20 protein-coding genes and 1 pseudogene are annotated in these 21,095 nt (G+C 53.1%); 9 read left to right on the forward strand and 12 right to left on the reverse strand.

From position 1 onward, the window contains the following. Positions 1–61 precede the first annotated feature (61 nt). Complete coding sequence (locus F4Y39_13990; protein MYC14836.1) at positions 62–706, reverse strand: helix-turn-helix transcriptional regulator; 645 nt, start codon at positions 704–706, stop codon at positions 62–64. Positions 707–1,112: 406 nt separating this feature from the next. Here F4Y39_13990 and F4Y39_13995 point away from each other — a divergent pair, with 406 nt between their 5' ends. Together F4Y39_13995 and F4Y39_14000 are read left to right on the forward strand one after the other, a co-directional pair. Continuing rightward, positions 1,113–2,453 carry a DUF3102 domain-containing protein gene (locus tag F4Y39_13995; GenBank protein ID MYC14837.1) on the forward strand — a complete coding sequence of 447 codons (1,341 nt, stop codon included), beginning with the start codon at positions 1,113–1,115 and terminating at the stop codon, positions 2,451–2,453. A gap of 10 nt (positions 2,454–2,463) precedes the next feature. After that, a complete protein-coding gene (locus F4Y39_14000) occupies positions 2,464–2,691 on the forward strand; it encodes a hypothetical protein (protein ID MYC14838.1) in 228 nt (75 codons plus the stop codon). A 41-nt stretch (positions 2,692–2,732) separates the two neighbouring features. Here F4Y39_14000 and F4Y39_14005 read toward each other — a convergent pair whose 3' ends face one another. From F4Y39_14005 to F4Y39_14015, 3 genes are read right to left on the reverse strand one after another with little or no spacing between them, the layout of a single operon-like run. Next, positions 2,733–3,812, reverse strand: coding sequence for a Gfo/Idh/MocA family oxidoreductase (locus F4Y39_14005; GenBank protein MYC14839.1), 1,080 nt, complete (start codon positions 3,810–3,812; stop codon positions 2,733–2,735). Continuing rightward, positions 3,812–4,432, reverse strand: coding sequence for a hypothetical protein (locus F4Y39_14010; GenBank protein MYC14840.1), 621 nt, complete (start codon positions 4,430–4,432; stop codon positions 3,812–3,814). Before F4Y39_14010 ends, F4Y39_14005 begins: the two co-directional genes overlap by 1 nt. After that, the gene (locus F4Y39_14015) at positions 4,408–6,465 is read right to left on the reverse strand and encodes a hypothetical protein (protein MYC14841.1); all 2,058 of its coding nucleotides are present in this window, start codon (positions 6,463–6,465) and stop codon (positions 4,408–4,410) included. Before F4Y39_14015 ends, F4Y39_14010 begins: the two co-directional genes overlap by 25 nt. A 155-nt stretch (positions 6,466–6,620) precedes the next feature. On the opposite strand from F4Y39_14015, the gene F4Y39_14020 reads away from it, so the two are divergent. The 3 genes from F4Y39_14020 to F4Y39_14030 all read left to right on the forward strand — a co-directional run bounded on the left by F4Y39_14020 (position 6,621) and on the right by F4Y39_14030 (position 10,468). Beyond that, the gene (locus tag F4Y39_14020; GenBank protein MYC14842.1) at positions 6,621–7,868 is read left to right on the forward strand and encodes a cellulase family glycosylhydrolase; all 1,248 of its coding nucleotides are present in this window, start codon (positions 6,621–6,623) and stop codon (positions 7,866–7,868) included. Between the two features lie 92 nt (positions 7,869–7,960). Continuing rightward, positions 7,961–9,583: a sulfatase-like hydrolase/transferase gene (locus tag F4Y39_14025; protein MYC14843.1), complete on the forward strand. Its 1,623-nt coding sequence runs from the start codon at positions 7,961–7,963 to the stop codon at positions 9,581–9,583. A 42-nt stretch (positions 9,584–9,625) separates the two neighbouring features. After that, the gene (locus tag F4Y39_14030; GenBank protein MYC14844.1) at positions 9,626–10,468 is read left to right on the forward strand and encodes a phytanoyl-CoA dioxygenase family protein; all 843 of its coding nucleotides are present in this window, start codon (positions 9,626–9,628) and stop codon (positions 10,466–10,468) included. A 23-nt stretch (positions 10,469–10,491) separates the two neighbouring features. On the opposite strand, the gene F4Y39_14035 is transcribed toward F4Y39_14030, so the two are convergent. From F4Y39_14035 to F4Y39_14050, 4 genes and pseudogenes are all read right to left on the reverse strand, one after another. After that, entirely contained in the window at positions 10,492–10,833 is a 342-nt protein-coding gene (locus tag F4Y39_14035; protein MYC14845.1) for a nucleotidyltransferase domain-containing protein, read from the reverse strand. After that, positions 10,826–11,248, reverse strand: coding sequence for a nucleotidyltransferase (locus F4Y39_14040; protein ID MYC14846.1), 423 nt, complete (start codon positions 11,246–11,248; stop codon positions 10,826–10,828). Before F4Y39_14040 ends, F4Y39_14035 begins: the two co-directional genes overlap by 8 nt. A 111-nt stretch (positions 11,249–11,359) precedes the next feature. After that, positions 11,360–11,506: pseudogene (locus F4Y39_14045) on the reverse strand (SAM-dependent DNA methyltransferase). After that, complete coding sequence (locus F4Y39_14050) at positions 11,493–12,338, reverse strand: phytanoyl-CoA dioxygenase family protein (protein MYC14847.1); 846 nt, start codon at positions 12,336–12,338, stop codon at positions 11,493–11,495. Before F4Y39_14050 ends, F4Y39_14045 begins: the two are co-directional and overlap by 14 nt. A gap of 246 nt (positions 12,339–12,584) precedes the next feature. Here F4Y39_14050 and F4Y39_14055 point away from each other — a divergent pair, with 246 nt between their 5' ends. The 4 genes from F4Y39_14055 to F4Y39_14070 all read left to right on the forward strand — a co-directional run bounded on the left by F4Y39_14055 (position 12,585) and on the right by F4Y39_14070 (position 16,989). Continuing rightward, positions 12,585–13,436: an HAD family hydrolase gene (locus tag F4Y39_14055; GenBank protein ID MYC14848.1), complete on the forward strand. Its 852-nt coding sequence runs from the start codon at positions 12,585–12,587 to the stop codon at positions 13,434–13,436. A gap of 171 nt (positions 13,437–13,607) precedes the next feature. Beyond that, positions 13,608–14,846 (forward strand): glucuronate isomerase, encoded by a 1,239-nt coding sequence (locus F4Y39_14060; GenBank protein MYC14849.1) that lies wholly within the window; start codon positions 13,608–13,610, stop codon positions 14,844–14,846. Positions 14,847–14,888: 42 nt separating this feature from the next. Beyond that, positions 14,889–15,443: a redoxin domain-containing protein gene (locus tag F4Y39_14065; GenBank protein MYC14850.1), complete on the forward strand. Its 555-nt coding sequence runs from the start codon at positions 14,889–14,891 to the stop codon at positions 15,441–15,443. A 4-nt stretch (positions 15,444–15,447) separates the two neighbouring features. Then, positions 15,448–16,989 (forward strand): hypothetical protein, encoded by a 1,542-nt coding sequence (locus F4Y39_14070; protein ID MYC14851.1) that lies wholly within the window; start codon positions 15,448–15,450, stop codon positions 16,987–16,989. A 111-nt stretch (positions 16,990–17,100) separates the two neighbouring features. On the opposite strand, the gene F4Y39_14075 is transcribed toward F4Y39_14070, so the two are convergent. The 4 genes from F4Y39_14075 to F4Y39_14090 form a co-directional block, all read right to left on the reverse strand. Next, on the reverse strand, positions 17,101–18,000 hold the full coding sequence (locus F4Y39_14075) for a phytanoyl-CoA dioxygenase family protein (protein ID MYC14852.1): 900 nt from the start codon (positions 17,998–18,000) through the stop codon (positions 17,101–17,103). A gap of 150 nt (positions 18,001–18,150) precedes the next feature. Then, on the reverse strand, positions 18,151–19,020 hold the full coding sequence (locus F4Y39_14080) for a phytanoyl-CoA dioxygenase family protein (GenBank protein MYC14853.1): 870 nt from the start codon (positions 19,018–19,020) through the stop codon (positions 18,151–18,153). A 190-nt stretch (positions 19,021–19,210) separates the two neighbouring features. Then, positions 19,211–20,068, reverse strand: a complete 858-nt coding sequence (locus F4Y39_14085; protein ID MYC14854.1) for a phytanoyl-CoA dioxygenase family protein — start codon at positions 20,066–20,068, stop codon at positions 19,211–19,213. Between the two features lie 16 nt (positions 20,069–20,084). Further along, on the reverse strand, positions 20,085–20,942 hold the full coding sequence (locus tag F4Y39_14090; GenBank protein ID MYC14855.1) for a phytanoyl-CoA dioxygenase family protein: 858 nt from the start codon (positions 20,940–20,942) through the stop codon (positions 20,085–20,087). Between the last annotated feature and the right edge of the window lie 153 nt (positions 20,943–21,095).

Here is a 21,095-nt window from a genome sequence, read left to right on the forward strand (position 1 = left end):
CTTCTTAATCCCACTATTAAATTACATAGAAGACATATGAAAAATACCCCTCAAAAGGAGGTTATCGCCTCCGAGCTCGACGCTGAAATATCTCAACGAGAGATAGCAAATCCTCGCGATCTTCGGGTGTATCTAAAAGACCTTCTCGCAAAAGCAGAAGAAAGCCCTCTTTCATGCCCGGATGCTTTCTATCGGCTTCGAGCAGCTCTGCGGCGAGCGCATATATTTCGGCGTTAAAATCTAAGTTCTGGTCGTCTTCTTTGCCATCCGCGTCTGTGCCATCCTCTGCTACTCTATCATCTACACCATCCAGAATAAATGGGACCGAAACCCCAAATAGTCTCGACAATCGCACTATATTTGTGGCAGACGGTTCTGTTTCGTCTTGTTCCCATTTCGATAGCTGAATACTCAGGATACTGAGGCGATCAGCCACATCATCCTGTGACCACCCCTTATCAATCCGCAACTGCCTGATTCTCCCACCAAAGGTCATATCACAGATCATCACGCCACTGGACAATTCCCTGATCGAGACGCCCAGTGCTTCTGCAATGCGTTCTGCATCCAAAAAATACAACCGGCGTTCTCCCGACTCAATCAAGCTCATTTTTGTACGAGACCAGCCCAATTTCTCGGCCAACTGGTACGATTTAATACCCCGCCGATTGCGAATCTTGCGAATATTTGACCCGTGATTTTCCATGTACCAAATAATTTTCCTTTTGAAAATTATTGCCAAATTCGTTGTTTGTTTTTATTTTCATTCAGAAAATTAACAGGCAAGACAACGGGTGAGGGCCAACCGTTCCCCAACGAACCCCCACCCGTCTATAACAACACACATATAGACATGTGGTATGATATAAATATACCCAAACTCGCAAATAGTCAAATGATTTTCCATCTCCAAAAGGTACCTTAAATGCCTAAATCTCTATACCTTAATAGTTCTATCCTCAACGCCATCGCAGTAATTCGCGCCCTCCAGCGCAGCAAACATCACCCGCTCGGTACACGCGACATCGCGCAGTGCGCTGGCATTACTCATGACCAGTCCTATCGCGCACTCATCACCCTCGAATCCGCAGGCATAGTGAATTGTGTGATCAATGGTCGCCGATGGTTACTCTCCGATGGCGTATCTATCCCCCACAGGAGGAAAAATGCAAAACGGACCGCTTGAGCATGTGCGAGATACTCATGCGACTGAGGTCGAACAGTTCGATATCACACCCTACACAGACGGAAAGCCATTTTCTCTCGAGCGAAGCACGCGCCTCATCCGGCACCACATCGACACGATAGATGTGGCGATCTTCAAAATCGGAAAAGAACTGCTTTGGGTAAAAAAAGAACTGCCTCACGGAGCATTTATCCAATGGCTTAAAAATGAAATGAAATTCCCAAAACGACGAGCACAAGAATGCATGCAAATCGCCCGGTGGGTCATTGAATCCAAATCGCCACATGCCCTTGCGTTCCTGCGCCGGATCGCAGGCAAGTCAAAGACAAAGATGCTCATGGCTGTATCCAATACCACCGAACAGGATGTAGATGAAGCGATGGAGACCGGGCATTTTTTGGGGCGACCGATAGACGAGATAAAAGATACGCCCATAGGTAGCCTCCGGGAGAAATACCGCAAGGAACACGCTAAAAACGAGCAACTCAAAGAGGATTTCCCCAAAAAAAAAGACAGGCAATTCAATGCCAAAACCGTACTCGGACAAAAAGCCCCACAAGCTGTCGATCATCCCGCGCCTCTGGCGAAGATCAACCGTGTCCTTATCCGCACCACCGAATCACTCTCAGTTCTCACAGAGGCGGTTGGGGAGATATATGAAGACCCGGAAAACGACGCTATCCTGGCCTCAGAGGACTGGCAGCAGCTATCGACCACCATACGCCACACACTGGACGAGAAAATAGGGACAATCTATGGGCGTATCCAGACAGAAGAGCCATGCAACCACACCCCATATCCCTTTGCGGACTCTGCAGGGGAGAGATTACCGCACGGGGCGGCGGCAGGGCATAATGAGAATAAAGAAAAGCCCTGCCGCCAAAAAAATGAACTGAGAAAAAATGAGAACCATCTACTCACCACACGCGAGGCTGCTGAGCGCGCCGGAGTCAAAATACACTTGCTGTATGGGGCCGTGAAGGACGGTCGCATCGCCTACACACGAAAACCGGGGCGATACAAAGAGGATGAATACCGGTTTGATCCAGACGAGGTTGACCGTTTTGCCGCCACTGTCCCCGTGAAAAAAAAACCAACCACTACAAAACAGACAGAAATCGAGTCCGCTGACGGATGGGTGATCAAGTATAAAAACGAAGTAGTTTTTACGGGCACATTGGGCGCATGCTTGCCAGTGCGTGCCGAGAGAGAACAGGCCGGCCAGTATTGCACCATTGAAAAAAGAAATTCGCGAAGTAAAAATTAAGGAGAAAATTATGGTTTTAGGAAGATCATTTGTTGCGCGGATTACGCCAGCAGAAATCGAAAAAATTGCCAAGCTCAGGTCCTGGTCTGTTTCTATCCTCTCATCTAAAATCGGGTGCTCCAGATCTGCAATCTACCGTGCGATCAGGGCGGGCGAATTGGCAACTACGCAAGAGCCCGGCTATTTGCGTGTATTGTCTTCGTCTCTCATTTCGCTATGGGAAAAATGCCACTTTTGACGCCCTCCCTGCGCTGAAGCGACGAGGCGTGTTTTATTTATTCACACCCCATCCACATACCCCCTTGTAATATCGATAATCAACCCAATGTCATACCGCGCATCCTCCACGGGTGTGCGGCACGGCTCGCCATCTGTAATACACGCGTAAAAATGCCGAAGCTCTCTCACAAACGGACTCTCCCAATCAATTTCGGGACTGCGCGTACCGTGGGACCCATTGGCGTGAATCTCCAGCACATCGAGCGTTGACAAAATCCCCCGTGCAAAACCCGTGGGATACGACAAAATAACGCGCTTATCGTCCTTGTGAACCTCGAGCGTCTCCTTAAAATGCCACAAATCGGGCAAATCGATCCACGTAGCCACACACCGCGCCCCCGATGCATATTGCAAAATCGTCGTCATCGCCCGCCCGCCTTGCCACACCTCGGTACTCACCACATTAGTCGGATTCCCCAGCATCAGACGCAACCCGTACAAATCGTGAATCATACTCCCCGACAGCGTAAAAAACGCCCGCGCAACATCATCTGACACATCGCCCACCGCCTGCTTCAAAGCCGCCTGCCGCGCTTTGTTTCTCTCAACTGCCGCTTCGGGCGGCAAATCGTCAAAATAGGTCAACTCAAACTGCTTCAAATGCAAATTATTATTCGGATGCAAATGATTCACCTGCACAAAACGCACATCGCCCGCATCCCCCACCTCCTCCCGTGCCAACTCATACGCCGGATCATAGACCTTCATATAGCCCACCTGCCCCACCGTACCCGCTCGCTCCTTCGCGGCACATATCGCATCCACTTCCTCGAGCGAATAGCACATCGGCTTCTCAATAAACACATGCTTACCCGCCTCAAAAGCCGCCACCGCCAGTTCCGTCTTAGGATCGGCATGGCACAAAATCACCGCATCCACATCCTGCGCCTGTAACAACTCATGCGGATCCGTCGTATAATTCGGCACGCCAAAAACCTCTGCCAGCCACCGCGCCAACCCCGGCGAAATATCGCACACCCACGTCACCTCATAAAGCGCGTGCAAAACACCCAGATTGGGCATATGCTGCACCTGTGCAATCGCGCCGCAACCAATAATCCCCATTTTGATCTTCGACATCACACCCTCCTGACCTTTATATTTTCCACCACAGCCGTAACCCCGGCAACCACACCTGTGCGAATCGTCTCCAACGCCATACTCGGCTGCGACCTGCCCAACTCCGTAACAAGCTCTGGCGTAGGCGGCACGTGAATAAACCCCGCAGGCAGATCATCCTCAGCGACCAGATGCAACACAGAATACATAATGTGATTGCACAAAAACGTACCCGCCGAATACGTCAGCCTCGCCGGCACCCCGGCATCCTCCATCCGCTCAACCATAGCCCGGGTCGGCACAGTTGCAAAATAGGCATCCGGCCCCCCTTCAACAATGGGATAATCGACCCCATCTATCACCTTCAAATTAATCCCAACGCGCTCGACATGGAGCGCAGACGCAGAACCGTGCAACCCCAAACACACCACCGCTACTGGCTCGTGCTCTGCAATCAGCGGAGCAACCCGATCAATATCCGCCCCGTGAACAACCGGCAACACAGCCGAAACAACCTCGCATCCACCAATCGAAGACCCGTCCAGAGACTCAGCCACAGCACCCGATGGATTGGACGACCACTCTGCCCAGGGTTCAAAACCCGTCAGTAAAATCTTCACGCGCCCTCCACTGTAATACAAGAAACCATACGCCCACCCGCAATCTCAACACCCGCGCACTGGACAGCTTCGATAGTAACACCCCCCTTATCCCAGACAACAATACCCGTCCCCATCGCCTCGACATGAACCTCGCCCTCGGGCACCGTAAGCGTCAGCGGTTCAGGCTCCACCCCGTAAAAAGCAGCCACATAGCGCTCGGTCTCCGAACATGCAAAAAGCCATGCGGGCTGTCTTCCGCAGATCAACATAGCGTCTCCAACCGAGATTTCACCCGTACAACTCTGACGGGCGAACGGCGACTCAAGCGGAGGCCAGCCCAGGACACCCTCCTGCGTCCAGCGCTTCTGCAGAACCCACGCCAGCAAATCGATCTCAATACCGAGACGCTCCCCATCCCGGAGATATTCCACAGACCACGGCCGCGTCTTCCCCGCTTCATAAGTCACAGGGAGCGCAGCATCATCCTTCAATTCACCACCAGCAACCGCCCGAACAAAAGATTGCACATCGGCATAATCCGAACGCTCAGCCATCTCCGCATAAAAACCGCACCGGGGTTTGCCCTGATAAAAAGAACCCGGATGTCCCTGTTCCCAGAACGTCTTGGACGGACCCAGATAATTGTAAAGCTCGAAAAAAAGATGCGTATCGTACTCCACCAGACGAAGAGGCGCATTCCGCCCCAGATCCGTACGCGCAAGCGGACGGACCGCGGAAAGAACGGGACCGATTGCAACGCCAACCGTAGCACCTTCCGGAACATCGAACGGAAGGGACTCCACCTTCTCATCACCAACCCAAATCTCATCAACCAGACTGCGATCGTGCCAGCACACAACAGCTTTGGCACTGCTCCGCGGCGCCATTGCGCCCAGATCCTTCGGCGAATAGAGCACAATCGCCCGGGAACCATCCTGAACATTGTGACACTGACCCTCCTCAAAAAGAATCTGATCATTGGACCGCGCGGGCGTTGACCGAAACGACCCGAGCCAGTGATCGTCCAGCACATAGCGAGAATAAATAATACCCGTCTGATCCGTACCCGTCTTGTGATGCGCGATAAAAACACTCGACTGCCCGGTAATAAAGCGATTCGTCTGACTGCGAAGCTCCTGAGAAGAAACCCCCAGCGCAAACGAAGGACTGTGATACGTGGAAATCCCCACGCCATTTTCCGAATCAGCAGTCTCCGAAAGAAAAAACGTCTCCGGCCGATAATCGACCGCATCGGACAGCCACTCGGGAAGAACACCCGCCTCAATATATGCGCGAAAATCATCAATCTCCGGCGGCGACTGGCAAAAAAGCGCGTGCCGGTACGCCCGGCTAAAAGGACCTGCCCAGCGACCCGTAGGCGGATGAATATGCAGTGCTGCGGAAAGACCAATACGCGCGCACATCGCCCTGGCACCAATGCGCGTGGGCACGTGCTGGACCAGTTCGCCCAGCCTGTGCAAAACGCGCATCGCCACATTCGCGTAATTCGGACTATTAAACTCGTACGCACAGCCATTTCGAGTCGTAAAATCCATCCACGCCCGGAACTTCTCATACCCCCGACTCTTGAACGCCTCATCCCCAAGCAACTCCCCGCCCAAACACGTATTGGTAATATCCTTAACCACAATATTCGTATAGCGAAAATGAACATCAATCCGGCGAACCTCTTCCAGCCCCAGGCGAATACTCTGCCGGACGCGGTCTTGCAAATCTGCAGAAAGCGCATTCCCATAGTTAATCATCAGTGGAATAAGCTGAAAAAGACAAAACTGGACCGCATTCAAATCTTCCACCACCTCGTCCTCGCGCTCCCAGAGAAAATTCCCCAAATGGGGATCGCCCTCGCGGGTCTCCTGGCATGCCAGCATCGCATCGAGAACCTTTTCAGCCAAATCGACATCCTCGCGCGTACCATTCGCCAGAAGATCATTGGCAAACTCAGCCGCCTGACGCGGCGCGTGATAAATTTTGCCCTCTTCCCAGCGAGATAGCATAAAAGTCTCGGGATTAAAATACTGAGGAAGTGGTAGGGGTTGAGCTTTAGACATAATGCACTCCGATATTATTGACACATGATGGAAAGATGTGTAAAATGCGGTCAGCGGTCTAACCGCACCCAAAGTAGCCAGAACCCGATGGACTGGCAAGACAAACTCATTCGTATAGCGATGAACGAGTATTCACCCTCTACTCATTTGGCATCATGCAAAAACACACAAAAATCCTTTTATATCTCGCACTGGGACTAACACCTATTCTGACCAGTCTTGCCCATGCACAAACCGACCTGGCACGCGCAGATTTTGATGGCAATCGGAAGGTTGATATTCAAGACTTTCTCGCATTTGCCGCGGCTTTCGGAAAGACTTCATCGGAGGAAGGTTTTGATAGCAGAATGGATTTTAATGGCGACAACACCGTTAATATCCAGGACTTTCTCGCGTTTGTCGCGGTTTTCGGTCAATCTGTTGAACTGAAAGATCTGGCCGATTATCCGGTAGGGGTGTCCCTCCAGACGAAGTATTTGACCGATGATACCCGGGTGTCTATCGTCAAAAAGACGTTTAGCAGCATAACCGGCGGATGGGAAATGAAGCCGAAGCCGATTTCAACGGGACCCGGCACCTATAACTGGCGCAGAGCAGACGCGCTCGTGGATTTTGCGGAAGCCAACAACATGCAGGTCCATGGTCATACGTTGCTGTGGCACAATGCCGTGCCTACCTGGATGGAAAACTTCTCGGGGGACGATGCGGCCTTTGAAGCAGCCATAAAGGAATACATCACAACAGTGGTGCAGCGGTATCGCGGGCGGGTCGTCAGTTGGGACGTAGTCAACGAAGGCATTGACGGCACTGGAAAGGTGCGCGACAACTTGTTCAGCCAGCGTATGGGGAATGACTACATCGCCCGCCTGTTTCAGTATGCCCGTGAAGCAGACCCCGATGTATTGCTATTTTACAACGATTACGGCACATCGCAGCCCTGGGCCCGCGCCAAACGCGCTGGCATGCTAAACATGCTGGACGATTTCCAGACACGCGGCATTCCCATAGACGGGGTCGGTTTGCAAATGCATATTTCCTACAAATCCCCAGACATCTCGGCAATACGAGAAACCATTGACGAAATCGTGCGACGGGGACTCAAACTACACATCTCCGAACTGGACATCCGCATCAATCCCGATGGCGACCTGTCCGAACCGACTCAAGAGCGGCTCGAATTGCAAAAAAAACGCGTCATAGAAATCGTGACAGCTTTCCACCAGGTACCGGAAGCACAGCGATTTGGCATCACGATATGGGGAATAGCGGACCCGGACACCTGGCTCATACAGGCTGGACGAAGTCAGGGCCGTCCCGAATGGCCGCTCTTATTCGATGACCACCTGCAGCCCAAACCGGCTTACGATGGATTTATCGAAGCACTTCAGAACAGGGGACATTAGCCATAAATATCAGATCACTTGCGCTCTCTATTTTATCATTTGTCCTGTGGTTCCTACTGGCCTCAATGAACTCGCGCACGTGTGCCGCGGGTATGTCGCCCAATGTGGTGGTTCTATTCGTCGATGATCTGGGATGGAAGGACATCGGCTGTTACGGCGGACCCGCCATGACGCCAACGCTGGACGAGATGGCGGCAAAAGGTGTGCGCTTCACGGACTTTCATGCCGGGTGTGCGATCTGCTCACCCTCGCGTGCCGTGGCACTGACCGGGCGGCATCACATACGCGCAGGTGTTTACAATGCAATTAGCGACATCCATCACAACATGCATTTGCTGGAGCGCGAGACAACTCTGGCCGAGGTTCTGAAGGAACACAACTATGCCACAGCGCACTTTGGCAAATGGCATCTGGGTCTGCCGTATAGGGGCAAGAACAAACCCACGCCGGACATGCACGGCTTCGACTACTGGTTTGCGACAGAAAACAATGCCAACCCAAGCCACAGAAATCCCGTGAACTTTATTCGCAACGGCGAGCGGGTCGGCAAAATTGAAGGGTATGCCTGCCAGATTGTCGTCGATGAAGCGATCTCGTGGTTGGACAATGAGCGCGATTCCAATGCGCCCTTTTTTCTCAATATATGGTTTCACGAACCGCATGCTCAGCTTGCCGCGCCAGACGAAATTGTCTCGCAATACGGCCGCTTGAATGATTCCGCGGCGATTTATACCGCCACAGTTGACAATACCGACCGGGCAATTGCCCGTTTGTTATCCAAACTGCGGCAGATCGAATCGCTGGAAAACACGATCATTGTTTACTCATCTGACAACGGCAGCTATCGCTCAGACCGCGTCGGCAATTTGCGCGGCCAGAAAGGCTCTAACTTTGAAGGCGGCCACCGCGTACCGGGTATTTTCTATGCCCCTGGTCGGATTACGCAAGGACGCGTTGCGCATGAACCTGCTGGCATGGTCGATCTACTACCGACGATTTGCGGATTGCTCGGTATCGACAAACCCGAGGGCGTTTATCTGGATGGTTCTGACCTTACGCCATTGCTAACTGGAAATGCGAATCAATTCCAACGCCATAAACCGCTGTTCTGGCTGAGGCCAGAAGGATGGCCCGCTATGTCGCTCAGAAAGGGCAATTATACGCTGATTGGATTTCGCAACTTTAGCTTGCCAAATAATCGGGATGCTATGAATGCCATACTGGAGCAGATCGGAGAAATAATGGGCGAGGAAAATATCGATCGGACTCAGATGATCAACAGAAGGTTTGACAACCCGGAGGCGGAGAAGCTGCGCATGCAATATATAAAACTGAACCAATTTCCGGAGGCTTCAATCCCTGCAATCAAAGCCGGAGGCATCGGTCGGGTGGAACTGTACGATTTATCTATTGATATCGGGCAGCAGACAAATATCGCAAGCCAACATCCAGACATCGTTGCCCAGCTTAAAAAGCAAATAGACGAAATCTATGCCAGCATTATGGTAGATGCCCCCGAGTGGGTATCTACCACTGTTCCAAATCCAGATTTAGACGGCAACGGCAAGGTAGATCTTGCGGACTTTCTGATTTTTGTTCAGAGTTTTGGAAAAAAAATAGGCGATCCTGCATTTAACGCGGCAGCAGACTTAGACAGTAGTGGTTCCATCGACCTTGAAGATTTTCTGATTTTTGTTCAGAGTTTTGGCAATTGACAATCCCTGAAATTCACACTTCCTACTTCATAGGAGCCTCCCATGGCAACCGCCGAAACACCCATCGCGATACACGACCCCTCCCTCTACGAAACGACCAGACGGGCCGACTATCTCGACACCCTCGCCGACATCGACGACCGTCAAATCGCCCGATTCCACGAACAGGGATACCTCGCCATTCAACGGGCATTCACGCCACAACAAATCGAATCCGCGGGCCAGGCCATGTGGGACCTCATCGACGGCAAGAGCCAGGACTTCAAAGGCATAATGGCCGAAGCCGCCAAACGCGGACAATTTTCCGAACTCACAGGCAAAGCGCGCCGCGACAGCGTGCGTAAAATCTGGAAATTCGTCGATCATGACACGCGGCTCAACGACCTCGCCCACGACCCCAACATCCTCTCCGTCCTCTCCCGCATGATGGACGACACACCCGTACTCTTCCAGGACATGGGACTGATCAAACCCCCGCACATAGGCCGCGAAAAACCCTGGCACCAGGACTGCGCGTACTTCAACTACCCCTTAGGCACCACCGTCGTCGGCGTATGGATCGCCATCGATGCCGCAACAGAAGCAAACGGATGCTTGCACATCATCCCCGGCTCCCATCGCGAAGGACCCATCCCGCATTTCAGGCGGCGCGACTGGCAAATATGCGACACAGACGTCGCCGTACCCAGAAACGTCACCGTCCCACTCGACCCCGGCGGATGCCTCTTCTGGCACGGCATGACCCATCACGGCAGCCCAACCAACCGATCCGCCCACCGCCGCAGGGCACTACAGTACCACTACCGCCCCGAAAGCACCGTGGAAATGACCTCAAAAGAACGCCTCGCCATCTTCGGCGGCGACGAACTCGGGGTGACGTGCTGAACCAACTTTAGATATTGTTAAGATCAGTATTTTGGGTATATTTGATTGTCCTCACCCTCCACCAACACCACATACGCCTGCTCAATCTCTCTGTGAAAGCTCTCTGGTAGCCTTGCCCAATCGTGTATCTGCACAAGAATAGGCACATTCGACTGCTCCAACGCCTCGGTCAGATCAGCCAGTTGACCGCTGGGTATCCGCTCCAAATCCGGGCCTCTGAGCACCAGGTCCAGATCGCTGGCATCGTGACTCTCGCCATTGACGCGGGAGCCATAAGCCCACACCTCCACACCGGGCACATGCTCGCGCAGCAATACCTCGATTTGGTCTCGATAGCGGCTGGGCAGATCCAGACGATCAGTCATCAGTGTCCTCCCCTATTACGATAGTCAATTCTTTGGCGTCGGCAATGAACTGAGGAAGCAACTCAAGCGTCGCCTCGGCGAAGCCCTCGCCGTATTGGTGCGCTGTTTCATTGCGGTTGTCCCTATACGCCAGCCAACGCTCGCAACTCTCAATCGAGATCAGCCCGTGCTTTGCGGCATGGCGGAACAAATTCTTGAAAGTGAGACGGTCCGCCTCCCGATTGCTCGCGAAGAAAGGGCGGAGGCGTTTCTTCAACAGGCTACCACTCTGCTCCAAAACCAACTCAAATTCCTTGACGCAAGCGGCACGGAAGATGTCGTAGGTAATATCGTCCTCTTGACACTTTTGCAACTGCTCGAAAGCTACCTCCAGGGTCTGGATGCAGCGCGTAAGATAATCGGTATTGATTCGCATGTATTATCAAACCCCTATTAATTTGACAAATGCGGGCGACCACGGGCGGTGTACAACTGGTCGCAGTCCAGACCAGTTCACGGATCGCCCCTACAATCCGTGAACTGCTGGAAAAGCATCGGAAATATATTTTAGAAAAATCAGACCAAGCACAACATGCTTGTACTCTGCTGCATCCATACTGCCACGCAGTGCATCGGCCATCTGCCATAATTCCGCTTCATAATTGGTTGCGCTATCTGTTTTAGTCGTTGCCATCTTCACCCCTCTTCACCTGCGGCTCTCGCGGGAGCGGCACTTGCGGTTGCACAATACGGCGGCGTTGAGGCGTGAGGCGTTCCAGCAACTCTGGCGAAGGCTGGTACCCGTGCCGGAAATTCCCCCACGAAGGCCCGTATCGATACACCACAATGCGCCGCGTCCCCGCATTCATCCGCTTTGCCGACCCGTGTGAAATCCCATCCACAAAAACGAGCGCATCGCCCGCCTTCATAAACACCTCAACCGCGCCCACCGTCCCATCCACAGACCTGTCCTCTCCCATCCTCTGCTCATCGTAGTACGGATGCCTGAAATTCGCCTTGTGGCTCCCCGGAATCAACATCGTCCCGCCATCGCCCGGACCGATATCCGTCAGCGCCATCAGCACATTCACCTGCCCGCACATAAACCGCCCCCCGTGATACCGGAACTGATTCCTCGCAATCGGCGGAAACCCACCCGAATGCAAGCCAATCGCCTCGCCCGGCTCGCGAAAATTTGCCAAACACTCATCGATAAACATCGGACCGTGATGGTGATCAAACGTCCCCTCCGCACCGATAAAAAGCTTCACATGCTCGAACCACGACGGATGATCAATCAGATCTTCAAACGGCTCGCCCGCCTCGTAAATCTGCTGATAATTGATCCCCGACGTCACATCGCCATACGAATGGCCTTGAACATACCCGTACCACTCTCCCGGCTTCAACGCGGGAATCTCATCCAAACAATCGTTCAACACCTGAACCTCATCATCCGTCAGCGCCCCCTCCAAATGCAAGTACCCGCGCAAATCAAACAAATAAACATCGAGATCTGGAACCATTGTCGTACTCCTTGTCAATAGTAGCTATGTCACATCGCAAGTTATGATAATTCCTTACACCCTGAAAAGCCATATCATTTTTGGCGGGCGACCACAGGGGGTCGCCCCTACATTCTGGATCGCGGCTTTAGCCATGCCGCGATGACGGACGAGGCATCCCTCGCCCCTACCAACGTAATATTCTTTCTTGCTTCATTCTCATTCAAACCATATAATTTGGAAACACAGTGAAATGGACATACAAACATGGAACGACAAAACCCAAAAAACATGCGTGAACGCACACCTGAGACCACACGCGGTGAAGAAACCGAAGAAGAGCAGATCATCGAGGAAGAAATCCTTGAAGAACCACAACCCCTGCTCGAAGAACGGCTCACCTTGCGGAAACCGCTCGGCATCTTATTTGATCTGGGCGACACCCTCTTGACATACCTCAAATTCGACCCAGAAGCCGGGCATGCGGCCACACTTAACATCGCCAACAACCCATTGGGTTACACAGTCGCAGACATTGACAACCAAATAAAAAGACTCAACCGCGACCTCATACCCCGCAGGGAAAAAGCACAAGTAGAATTTCATCCCCACATCATCCAGCGCCACGTCTATGAAGCCCTGCACATCACCTTTGACCGCACACCTGAAGAAGTCGAACGCGTATTCTGGCGTGCGGCAACATCGTGGCAGCCCGAACCGGGCGTAGAATACGTCCTCGAAATATTGCGAAACAAAAACATACCAATGGGCATCGTCAGCAACGCCGCATTTTGCGGCAACACATTGATATGGGAAATCGAACAACAGGGAATCGCGGACTACTTCCGCTTTCTCATGTCCAGCGCCGACTACTGGGTACGCAAACCCCATCCCCTCTTGTTGGAAACCGCCGCCGCCAAACTCGGATTCAAACCCGCAGACGTATGGTATGTGGGCAACTCACCACAATACGATATCGCAGCCGCGCACAACGCCGGCATGGGCGCCGTATGGTACAACCGTTTGGACGCCCCACTCGATGGACCCGACCCCCATGTCGAAATCAAAAGCTGGCGCGAATTTTTAGAATTAGTTGAAGGCTTTTATCTGAAACTATAAATGCGAATAAAAAGCAACCACCGATGAACACGGATGAACACCGATGAAAGCCTGCCCCTGCAGGGTTTTGAGCAGGGGGCAAAACCTTCTGGATTGCGGCTTTAAGCATGCCGCAATGACGGCTCTAAAACCCATGACTGCTGATAGCTGACCGCTTATAAAGGGAGAACTATGATGTCCGATTTTTCAATCGCAGAAGCCGTACACAACGCATTTCAAAACCACGCCATCGTCGATATACACACCCACCTCTACCCCGCCTCCATGGGCGAACTCTACCTGGCGGGACCCGACGAACTATTGACCTATCACTATCTCAAAGCCGAATGCTCGCGCATGTTGCCCGAAGGCATCGCAGTTGACACATTCAACAACATGCCCACCACAGAACAGGCCGACATCATCTGGCAACAACTCTTCGTCGGCAACAGCTCCCCAATATCCGAAGCCCAACTCGGCATCGTCACCGTCATGAACCGCCTGGGACTGAACCCCCGCGCAAAAGACCTGTCCGAATTTCGCGCATTCCACAACTCAAAAACACCTGAAGAATACACCGACATGGTCTTTGAAAGCGCCGGCGTCGCCTGCGTCTATATGACCAACGACCCCCTCGACGACACCGAAGGACCCATGTGGCAACAGGGCATAGACATCGACTCGCGCTTCAGGGCTGTCCTGCGCCTGGACAGCGCGCTCATGAACTGGCCCGCCCCCGCCGGCAAACTCCGCGCCCTGGGATACGACGTCGAAGACCACCTAACCGACAAAACCTTCTCGGAACTGCGTCGCTACCTCACCGACTGGGCACAAAAAATGAACGCCCGATACATGGCCATATCGCTCCCCCCGGACTTTGCCTACCCCTCTGAAGACAGCATCTCCCAAATGATGGGCAACGTCGTATATCCCACAGCCCGGGAACTGCAAATCCCCTCGGCAATGATGATCGGCGTCACCCGACAGGTCAACCCAACCCTCAAAGACGGCGGCGACAGCCTGGGCAAATGGGACATCGCCAACCTCGAACGCATCGCACGCGACTGGCCCGACGTCAACTTCCTCATCACACTCCTCTCGCGCGAAAACCAGCACGAACTCTGCGTCACGGGCCGCAAATTCCCCAACGTACACCCCTTTGGCTGCTGGTGGTTCTTGAACAACCCCAGCATCATCCGGGAAATCACAGCCGAACGCCTCGAACTCCTCGGCACCAGCTTTGTACCCCAGCACTCCGACGCCCGCATCCTGGACCAACTCCTCTACAAATGGACCCACTCCATCGGCGTCATCGCTCCCGTCTTCATCGACAAATACGAATCGCTTCGCGCTGCGGGCTGGCCCCTCACCCCGGCGGACATCCAGCGCGACATCGCCACCATGTTTGGCGGAGGGAAATTACTGGACTAATAACAACCAAAATCACTGGATCGCGGCTTTAATCCTGCCGCGATGACAGCACTATTCATAGGATTATTGATGCATAAGATAACAACTAAAATCTTCTGTATTGCGGTCGCCCTCCTCCTCTCATCCGGATCGGGGTTGTGTGCGCCGTATAAAATTTATATCTTTATGGGAGAAACCTGTCCGGTCTCGCGGCATTACACCTTAACACTCAAAAAATTGCACGCAGAATACGCCTCTGAAAAACTCGAATTCATCGGCGTATTCCCCAATCGACTCTCCACGCCAGCCACAATTGCCGCGTTCAAAGAAAAATACGCCTTGCCATTCACCTGCATCGGGGACACCACCCACACATGGGTGAACCGACTCGGGGCAACCATCACGCCAGAAGTCGTCGTTGCCGACACATCGCACACCGCCATCTATCGAGGGCGCATTGACAACACCTTTGCGAGCCTGGGCAAAAGACGCCGCATCGTCACCGAACACGACCTCACAGATGTACTGAATTCTCTAAAGGACGAAAAACCCCCGGCATTTCGCCAGACCCGGGCCATTGGCTGCATCATAACCTCATGGCAAAATACAAAGGAATAAAGCCATGCGACCACTTACCCTCTCCATACTCGCGATCCTCCTCGCCGTTGCCTCGCCGCGCGCGAAAACCCCCACCTTTAGCGAACACGTCTCGTCCATCATATACAACAACTGCACATCGTGTCATCGAAACGGTGAAATAGGGCCTATGCCCCTCACAAATTACAGCGAAATCGCTGCTTATGCAGACATGATCAAATACGTCACAGAAACCCAGTACATGCCCCCGTGGAAACCCGATTACAACTACAGCCAGCACATCGGCGCGAGAACACTCACCAAAACAGAAATCAACACCATCTCAAATTGGGTCAACGCCGGCTTTCCCCAGGGCGATATCGCCCTTGAAGCACCCATGCCGGAATTTCCAACAGGCTCTGTACTCGGCACCCCCGACCTCGTACTCACCATGGCAGAACCCTTTACAATCCGCGGCGACAACGAGGACCAGTACCAGGTCTTTGTCATCCCAACCCACCTCACAGAAGACCGGGAAGTCGAAGCCGTTGAATTTCGACCCGGCAACAGCAGAATCGTTCACCACGCCCTCATCGGCGCAGACATCACGGGCACTGCCCGCCAAAGAGACCTCGAAACCCCGGAAGAATACGGTTACGAATCCTTTGGTGCATTCGGCGCGCCAACCGCTGTTGTCCTCCCCGGATATACACCCGGCGCAAAACCCCCGATATATCCCAAAGGCGTTGGACACATACTGCCCAAAAACTCCGACTTACTGATCCAGGTACACTACGCACCCTGGCCCCTTGCAGAATCCGATCAATCCAGCATTAACATATTCTTCAAAAAAGAACCCATCGAAAGAGAAGTGGGCTTTATCAGCTTTGCACCGCTCACCACCGACGGTAAAACACTGAGCAGAATATTCAGAGTCCTGCTCGGGGAGGAGCGACACGGCGGCACCCCCGTAGAAAAAATCAAAATCGACGACCTCTTTGTCATCCCGAAAGATCAAATCAAAACATTTCGCACAACACTCTTCATCAATCGGGACATCAGCCTCCTGTCCATCTATCCCCACATGCACTTATTGGGCAAATCCTGGGAAATCTATGCCACGGACCCACAGGGCAACCGCACCAACCTCATCCGTATCCAGGACTGGGATTTTAACTGGCAGGGCAATTACACCTTCACCCAATATCAAAAAATAGCTGCGGGATCCCAAATCCACGCCATCACCACCTACGACAACACCACAAACAACCCACTCAACCCCAATTATCCCCCCCGCAACTTGACATGGGGCGACAAAACCACCGATGAAATGCTCCTGGCGGTCATGGAATACATACCCTACCAATTAGGCGACGAAAACATCGCCCTCACCGTTGGTAGGGGCGGCGAAATAAGCATAGACTTCAATGGCAATGGACAACGGGACTTTGCCGACTTCCTCTTATTCGTCCAGAACTTTGGCCTGAACCGGGGCGACACCAGCTATCAGCGACACTTTGACCTCAACGGAGATGGACACATCAACTTTACCGACTTTATCATCTTCGCCAATCAATATGCGGAGTAAAAATAAAAGGCTCCTGAAGATCGCATCTCCAGGAGCCTCTGCTTTAATCATGCCGCGATGACAAACGGGAGCCTGCCCCGTAGTGACTTTATACGGGGGCACCGCCCCTACTCAATCCGCAGCCTGTTGCGCCCGCGTATTCTCCAGCCGAACCGCACCATCATCTTCAACCACCAGAAACATCTCATCGCTCGGCGGTGCAGAACACGGCCCGTACATCACCGCGCGTTCCTCCATCGACATCCCATCTACAATATCCCGATCCCAAAATATCTCGGGATGACAAACCGCATTCGACGGACCCTGTCGCGTCGCTGTGCGGGAAGCGTACTTAAAAAGAATAGACCGGCGGTCGTGATCATTTTGCCACGGATGCGTACCGTGGGATTGCGCCCCATCCATAAAAAACAGCACATCGCCGGCTCGAATCCCCGGATTGGCAACCGCACCCATATCCTCATCGCAATTGCGAACCCCAATCGGCATCCGAAACTTCGACTTATGTGACCCGGGCACCGAAGCAAATCCCCCCTTACCCGCTGGACAATCCGTCAAATTCCACGTCACAGTCACCCCGCCGCAATACATCTCGCCATTCTGGTGGTGATAAGCCACGTACTCCCGATGCGGCTCCCCCGCGCCGTGCATGACCAGACCCGCCGTACCCTTCACCGCATTGTTAAACTGGGGACCGTGATCCAGCCTGAAACCCTTCCCACACATCACATTCAAATACTTCACAACAACCGGATGAGCCAGCAAATTGCGAACAGAATCGCAATACGGCCGGGGCAACTCCAGCAAACTGGTACCGTGTGCCCAGCGCGAACCCGTCCCCCGCAAAAACGTAGAATCTGCTGCCCCGTGATTATCCTCACTCTGGTGAACAATACCAGTGCCAATGACATAATCCAACACATTGTTCACCGCATCCAATTCTTCCTGCGACAGAACATCGCGCACCACCAGATGTCCCGTCACATCCCAGTAGTATCGCTCTCTGGCATCCATCGTTTGCTCCTTGTGAGCGATCAGCTTTCAGCCATCAGCTTTCAGCACCCCACCCATCCACACCCTCTGGATTGCGGCTTGAACCCTGCCGCAATGACGGCTCTAAAACCTCTGATTTCCTGACTGCTGACCGCTGACTGCTGATAACTTCTACACAACCCGCGTTGTTTCGCCATCGGACTCCAGCAGAGGCAGCTGGCCGTGAACCCCCGGACCGTACAAAACCGCCTGTTGTTCTGGTGTCAACTCACTGACCCAATCCCCATAGCGATCCTCGGGCGTAAAATACTTACCCACAGCGCGAGCCGCTGCGCGAGAAGCGTACTTATAAAGCACGGAACGCCGCTCCCCATCGCTGCACCACGGCAGCGTACCATGCGTCATCGTCTCCGCAAAAAAGAGCACATCGCCCGCCTTCATCACCGGTTGATAAACCAGCCCCATATCGTCCTCTACAGAACGCACCTCAGCAGGTGTCGGCTCCGCAGTCTTATGGCTCCCTGGCACACAGGCAAAACCACCATCGCCCTCATTCACATCCGTCAATTGCCACGCCACAGTAATACCCCGACAGAAAATCTTTCCATTCTGCTGGTGATACCACACCGACTGGCTAAACGGCTCGCCACCACCGTGCAGTGTATGACCCTCTGCGCCCTTGTGCGCGCTAATCAACAGCGGACCGTGATCCAGCCGAAAACCCTTACCGCTAAACTCATTCAAACGACTCACCACAACCGGATGAACCAGCAACTTCCGAAACGGCTCGCGATAGGGTTCGGGCCAGCCCAACATACCCGTAAGCTCGCGTCGTCCCTCTTTCCCCGTAAGCACGGACGAACCCCGCGCCAGGCCGCCATCTTCAATAGACCGCGTCCTGATCTCATCCCCGTAGTGATCAATCGCATCATTACACACCTTGACCTCATCCGCAGACAGAGCACCCCGCACGACCAGATAACCGCGCAGGTCAAAAAAGTACTTCTCCTCTTCACTCACTGTATAAAGATTGTTACCCATGGTAAAACTCTCCTATTAATTATGAACAGATGTCACGCAACTGCACAATATAATGAACCTGTCATTTTGAGCGGAGCGTAGCGGAGTCGAAAAATCTATTACTGACGCAGGTGGAACAGATGCTTCGGCTCCGTTTCACTCCGCTCAGCATGACAAACACCCAAACCTGCGTAACATCAGTTCCTAATTCTCACGCCTCTACCCGCACGACCCCATCATCACCGACCTCCAGAAATGGCACGCGGCCCTGGTGATTGGAATAAGGACCATACATAACCGACAACTGCTCGGGCGTCATATCCTCGACAATTTCTCGATCCCAATAAATCTCTGGCGGCGACACCTCCCGTGCAAGACCGCTGCGGACACAGGTGCGCGCTGTGTATTTGAACAAAATGGACCGCCGCGTCGTATCCAGCTTCCACGGTGTTGCACCGTGTGCCTGCGCGCTATCCATAAAAAAGATGACATCGCCGGCTTCCACCACGGGCTGCTTGATCAAACCCATATCGTCATCTCCCGTATGCACGCCTTTTGGCGTGGGAAACATCGCCTTATGACTGGAAGGCACACAGGCAAATCCCCCCATCCCCTCTTTGCAATCGTGCAACTGCCACGCCACAGTCACACCGCCAACCCACGGCTTGCCATTCTGATGGTGATACGCGACATGTGGCCGATGAGGCTCGCCATTCCCGTGCATCGTATGACCCGACGTACCCTTGTTACTCACAATAAACATCGGACCGTGATCCAGCCGAAAACCCGTGCCACACATCACATTGAGATACTTCACCAGCACCGGATGTGCCAGCATCTCCCGAAAAGGATCGCAATCTGGCTTTGGAAATTCCAGAATACCGGGCAACATAGGACGCCCCGTACCGGCAAAAGCAACTGACTTCCTCGCCTTTGAATCCCCAACCTCAACCCGGTCCCAATAGCGATCCACAATATCATTCGCCCGCGCAACCTCCTCCTTTGACAACACGCCTTTCACGACAAGGTATCCCGTCAAATCCCAGAAATACCGCTCGCGCGCATTCATAAAGCCTCTCCTTTTCTTACGCCTCTATTTTCACACGCCCATCTTCCCCGACCTCCAGAGATGGCACGCGGCCCCTGTGATTGGAATAAGGACCATACATAACCGACAACTGCTCGGGCGTCATATCCTCGACTATCTCTCGATCCCAATAAATCTCCGGCGGAGACACCGCTTGCGAAGGACCGCCCCGCGCACAGGTGCGCGCTGTGTATTTGAACAAAATGGACCGCCGCGTCGAATCCAACTTCCACGGCGTTGCACCGTGTGATTGTGCACTATCCATAAAAAAGACAACATCGCCAGCCTCCACCACCGGCTGCTTGATCAAGCCCATATCGTCATCTCCTGTACTCACACCTTTGGGCATCGGAAACATCGACTTATGGCTCGACGGCACACAGGCAAATCCCCCCATACCCTCCTCGCAATCGTGCAACTGCCACGCCACAGTCACACCACCAACCCACGGCTTGCCATTCTGATGGTGATACGCAACATACGGCCGATGCGGCTCGCCATTTCCATGCATCGTATGGCCTGCCGTACCCTTATTACTCACAATAAACATCGGACCGTGATCCAGCCGAAATCCTTTATCGCACATCACATTGAGATACTTCACCAGCACCGGATGTGCCAGCATCTCCCGAAAAGGGTCGCAATCGGGCTTTGGAAATTCCAGAATACCGGGCAACATAGGACGCCCTGTACCTGCAAAAGCAACCGACTCCCTCGCCGTTGAAGCGCCGACCTCAACCCGGTCCCAATAGCGATCCACAATATCATTCGCCCGTGCAACCTCATCCTTTGACAACACGCCTTTCACGACGAGGTATCCCGTCAAATCCCAGAAATACCGCTCGCGCGCATCCATAAGGCTTCTCCTTTTGAAACAGATGAATATTTTTTAACACAAACATAAATGAACCTGAAATTTCCAAAAGTCAATTTTTTTCGACAGGGCAGGGGAAGAAAAGCGCGAATCAACGAATCAACGAATCAACGAATCAACGAATCAACGAATCAA

Source organism: Gemmatimonadota bacterium (assembly GCA_009838845.1).
In the GTDB taxonomy this organism is placed as follows: domain Bacteria; phylum Latescibacterota; class UBA2968; order UBA2968; family UBA2968; genus VXRD01.

Coding starts and splice junctions, on each gene's coding strand:
- F4Y39_13990 (MYC14836.1), bottom strand. CDS start 706: ATGGAAAATCACGGGTCAAATATTCGCAAGATTCGCAATCGGCGGGGT.
- F4Y39_13995 (MYC14837.1), top strand. CDS start 1,113: ATGGTCGCCGATGGTTACTCTCCGATGGCGTATCTATCCCCCACAGGA.
- F4Y39_14000 (MYC14838.1), top strand. CDS start 2,464: ATGGTTTTAGGAAGATCATTTGTTGCGCGGATTACGCCAGCAGAAATC.
- F4Y39_14005 (MYC14839.1), bottom strand. CDS start 3,812: ATGTCGAAGATCAAAATGGGGATTATTGGTTGCGGCGCGATTGCACAG.
- F4Y39_14015 (MYC14841.1), bottom strand. CDS start 6,465: ATGTCTAAAGCTCAACCCCTACCACTTCCTCAGTATTTTAATCCCGAG.
- F4Y39_14020 (MYC14842.1), top strand. CDS start 6,621: ATGCAAAAACACACAAAAATCCTTTTATATCTCGCACTGGGACTAACA.
- F4Y39_14025 (MYC14843.1), top strand. CDS start 7,961: ATGTCGCCCAATGTGGTGGTTCTATTCGTCGATGATCTGGGATGGAAG.
- F4Y39_14030 (MYC14844.1), top strand. CDS start 9,626: ATGGCAACCGCCGAAACACCCATCGCGATACACGACCCCTCCCTCTAC.
- F4Y39_14035 (MYC14845.1), bottom strand. CDS start 10,833: ATGACTGATCGTCTGGATCTGCCCAGCCGCTATCGAGACCAAATCGAG.
- F4Y39_14040 (MYC14846.1), bottom strand. CDS start 11,248: ATGCGAATCAATACCGATTATCTTACGCGCTGCATCCAGACCCTGGAG.
- F4Y39_14050 (MYC14847.1), bottom strand. CDS start 12,338: ATGGTTCCAGATCTCGATGTTTATTTGTTTGATTTGCGCGGGTACTTG.
- F4Y39_14055 (MYC14848.1), top strand. CDS start 12,585: ATGGAACGACAAAACCCAAAAAACATGCGTGAACGCACACCTGAGACC.
- F4Y39_14060 (MYC14849.1), top strand. CDS start 13,608: ATGATGTCCGATTTTTCAATCGCAGAAGCCGTACACAACGCATTTCAA.
- F4Y39_14065 (MYC14850.1), top strand. CDS start 14,889: ATGACAGCACTATTCATAGGATTATTGATGCATAAGATAACAACTAAA.
- F4Y39_14070 (MYC14851.1), top strand. CDS start 15,448: ATGCGACCACTTACCCTCTCCATACTCGCGATCCTCCTCGCCGTTGCC.
- F4Y39_14075 (MYC14852.1), bottom strand. CDS start 18,000: ATGGATGCCAGAGAGCGATACTACTGGGATGTGACGGGACATCTGGTG.
- F4Y39_14080 (MYC14853.1), bottom strand. CDS start 19,020: ATGGGTAACAATCTTTATACAGTGAGTGAAGAGGAGAAGTACTTTTTT.
- F4Y39_14085 (MYC14854.1), bottom strand. CDS start 20,068: ATGAATGCGCGCGAGCGGTATTTCTGGGATTTGACGGGATACCTTGTC.
- F4Y39_14090 (MYC14855.1), bottom strand. CDS start 20,942: ATGGATGCGCGCGAGCGGTATTTCTGGGATTTGACGGGATACCTCGTC.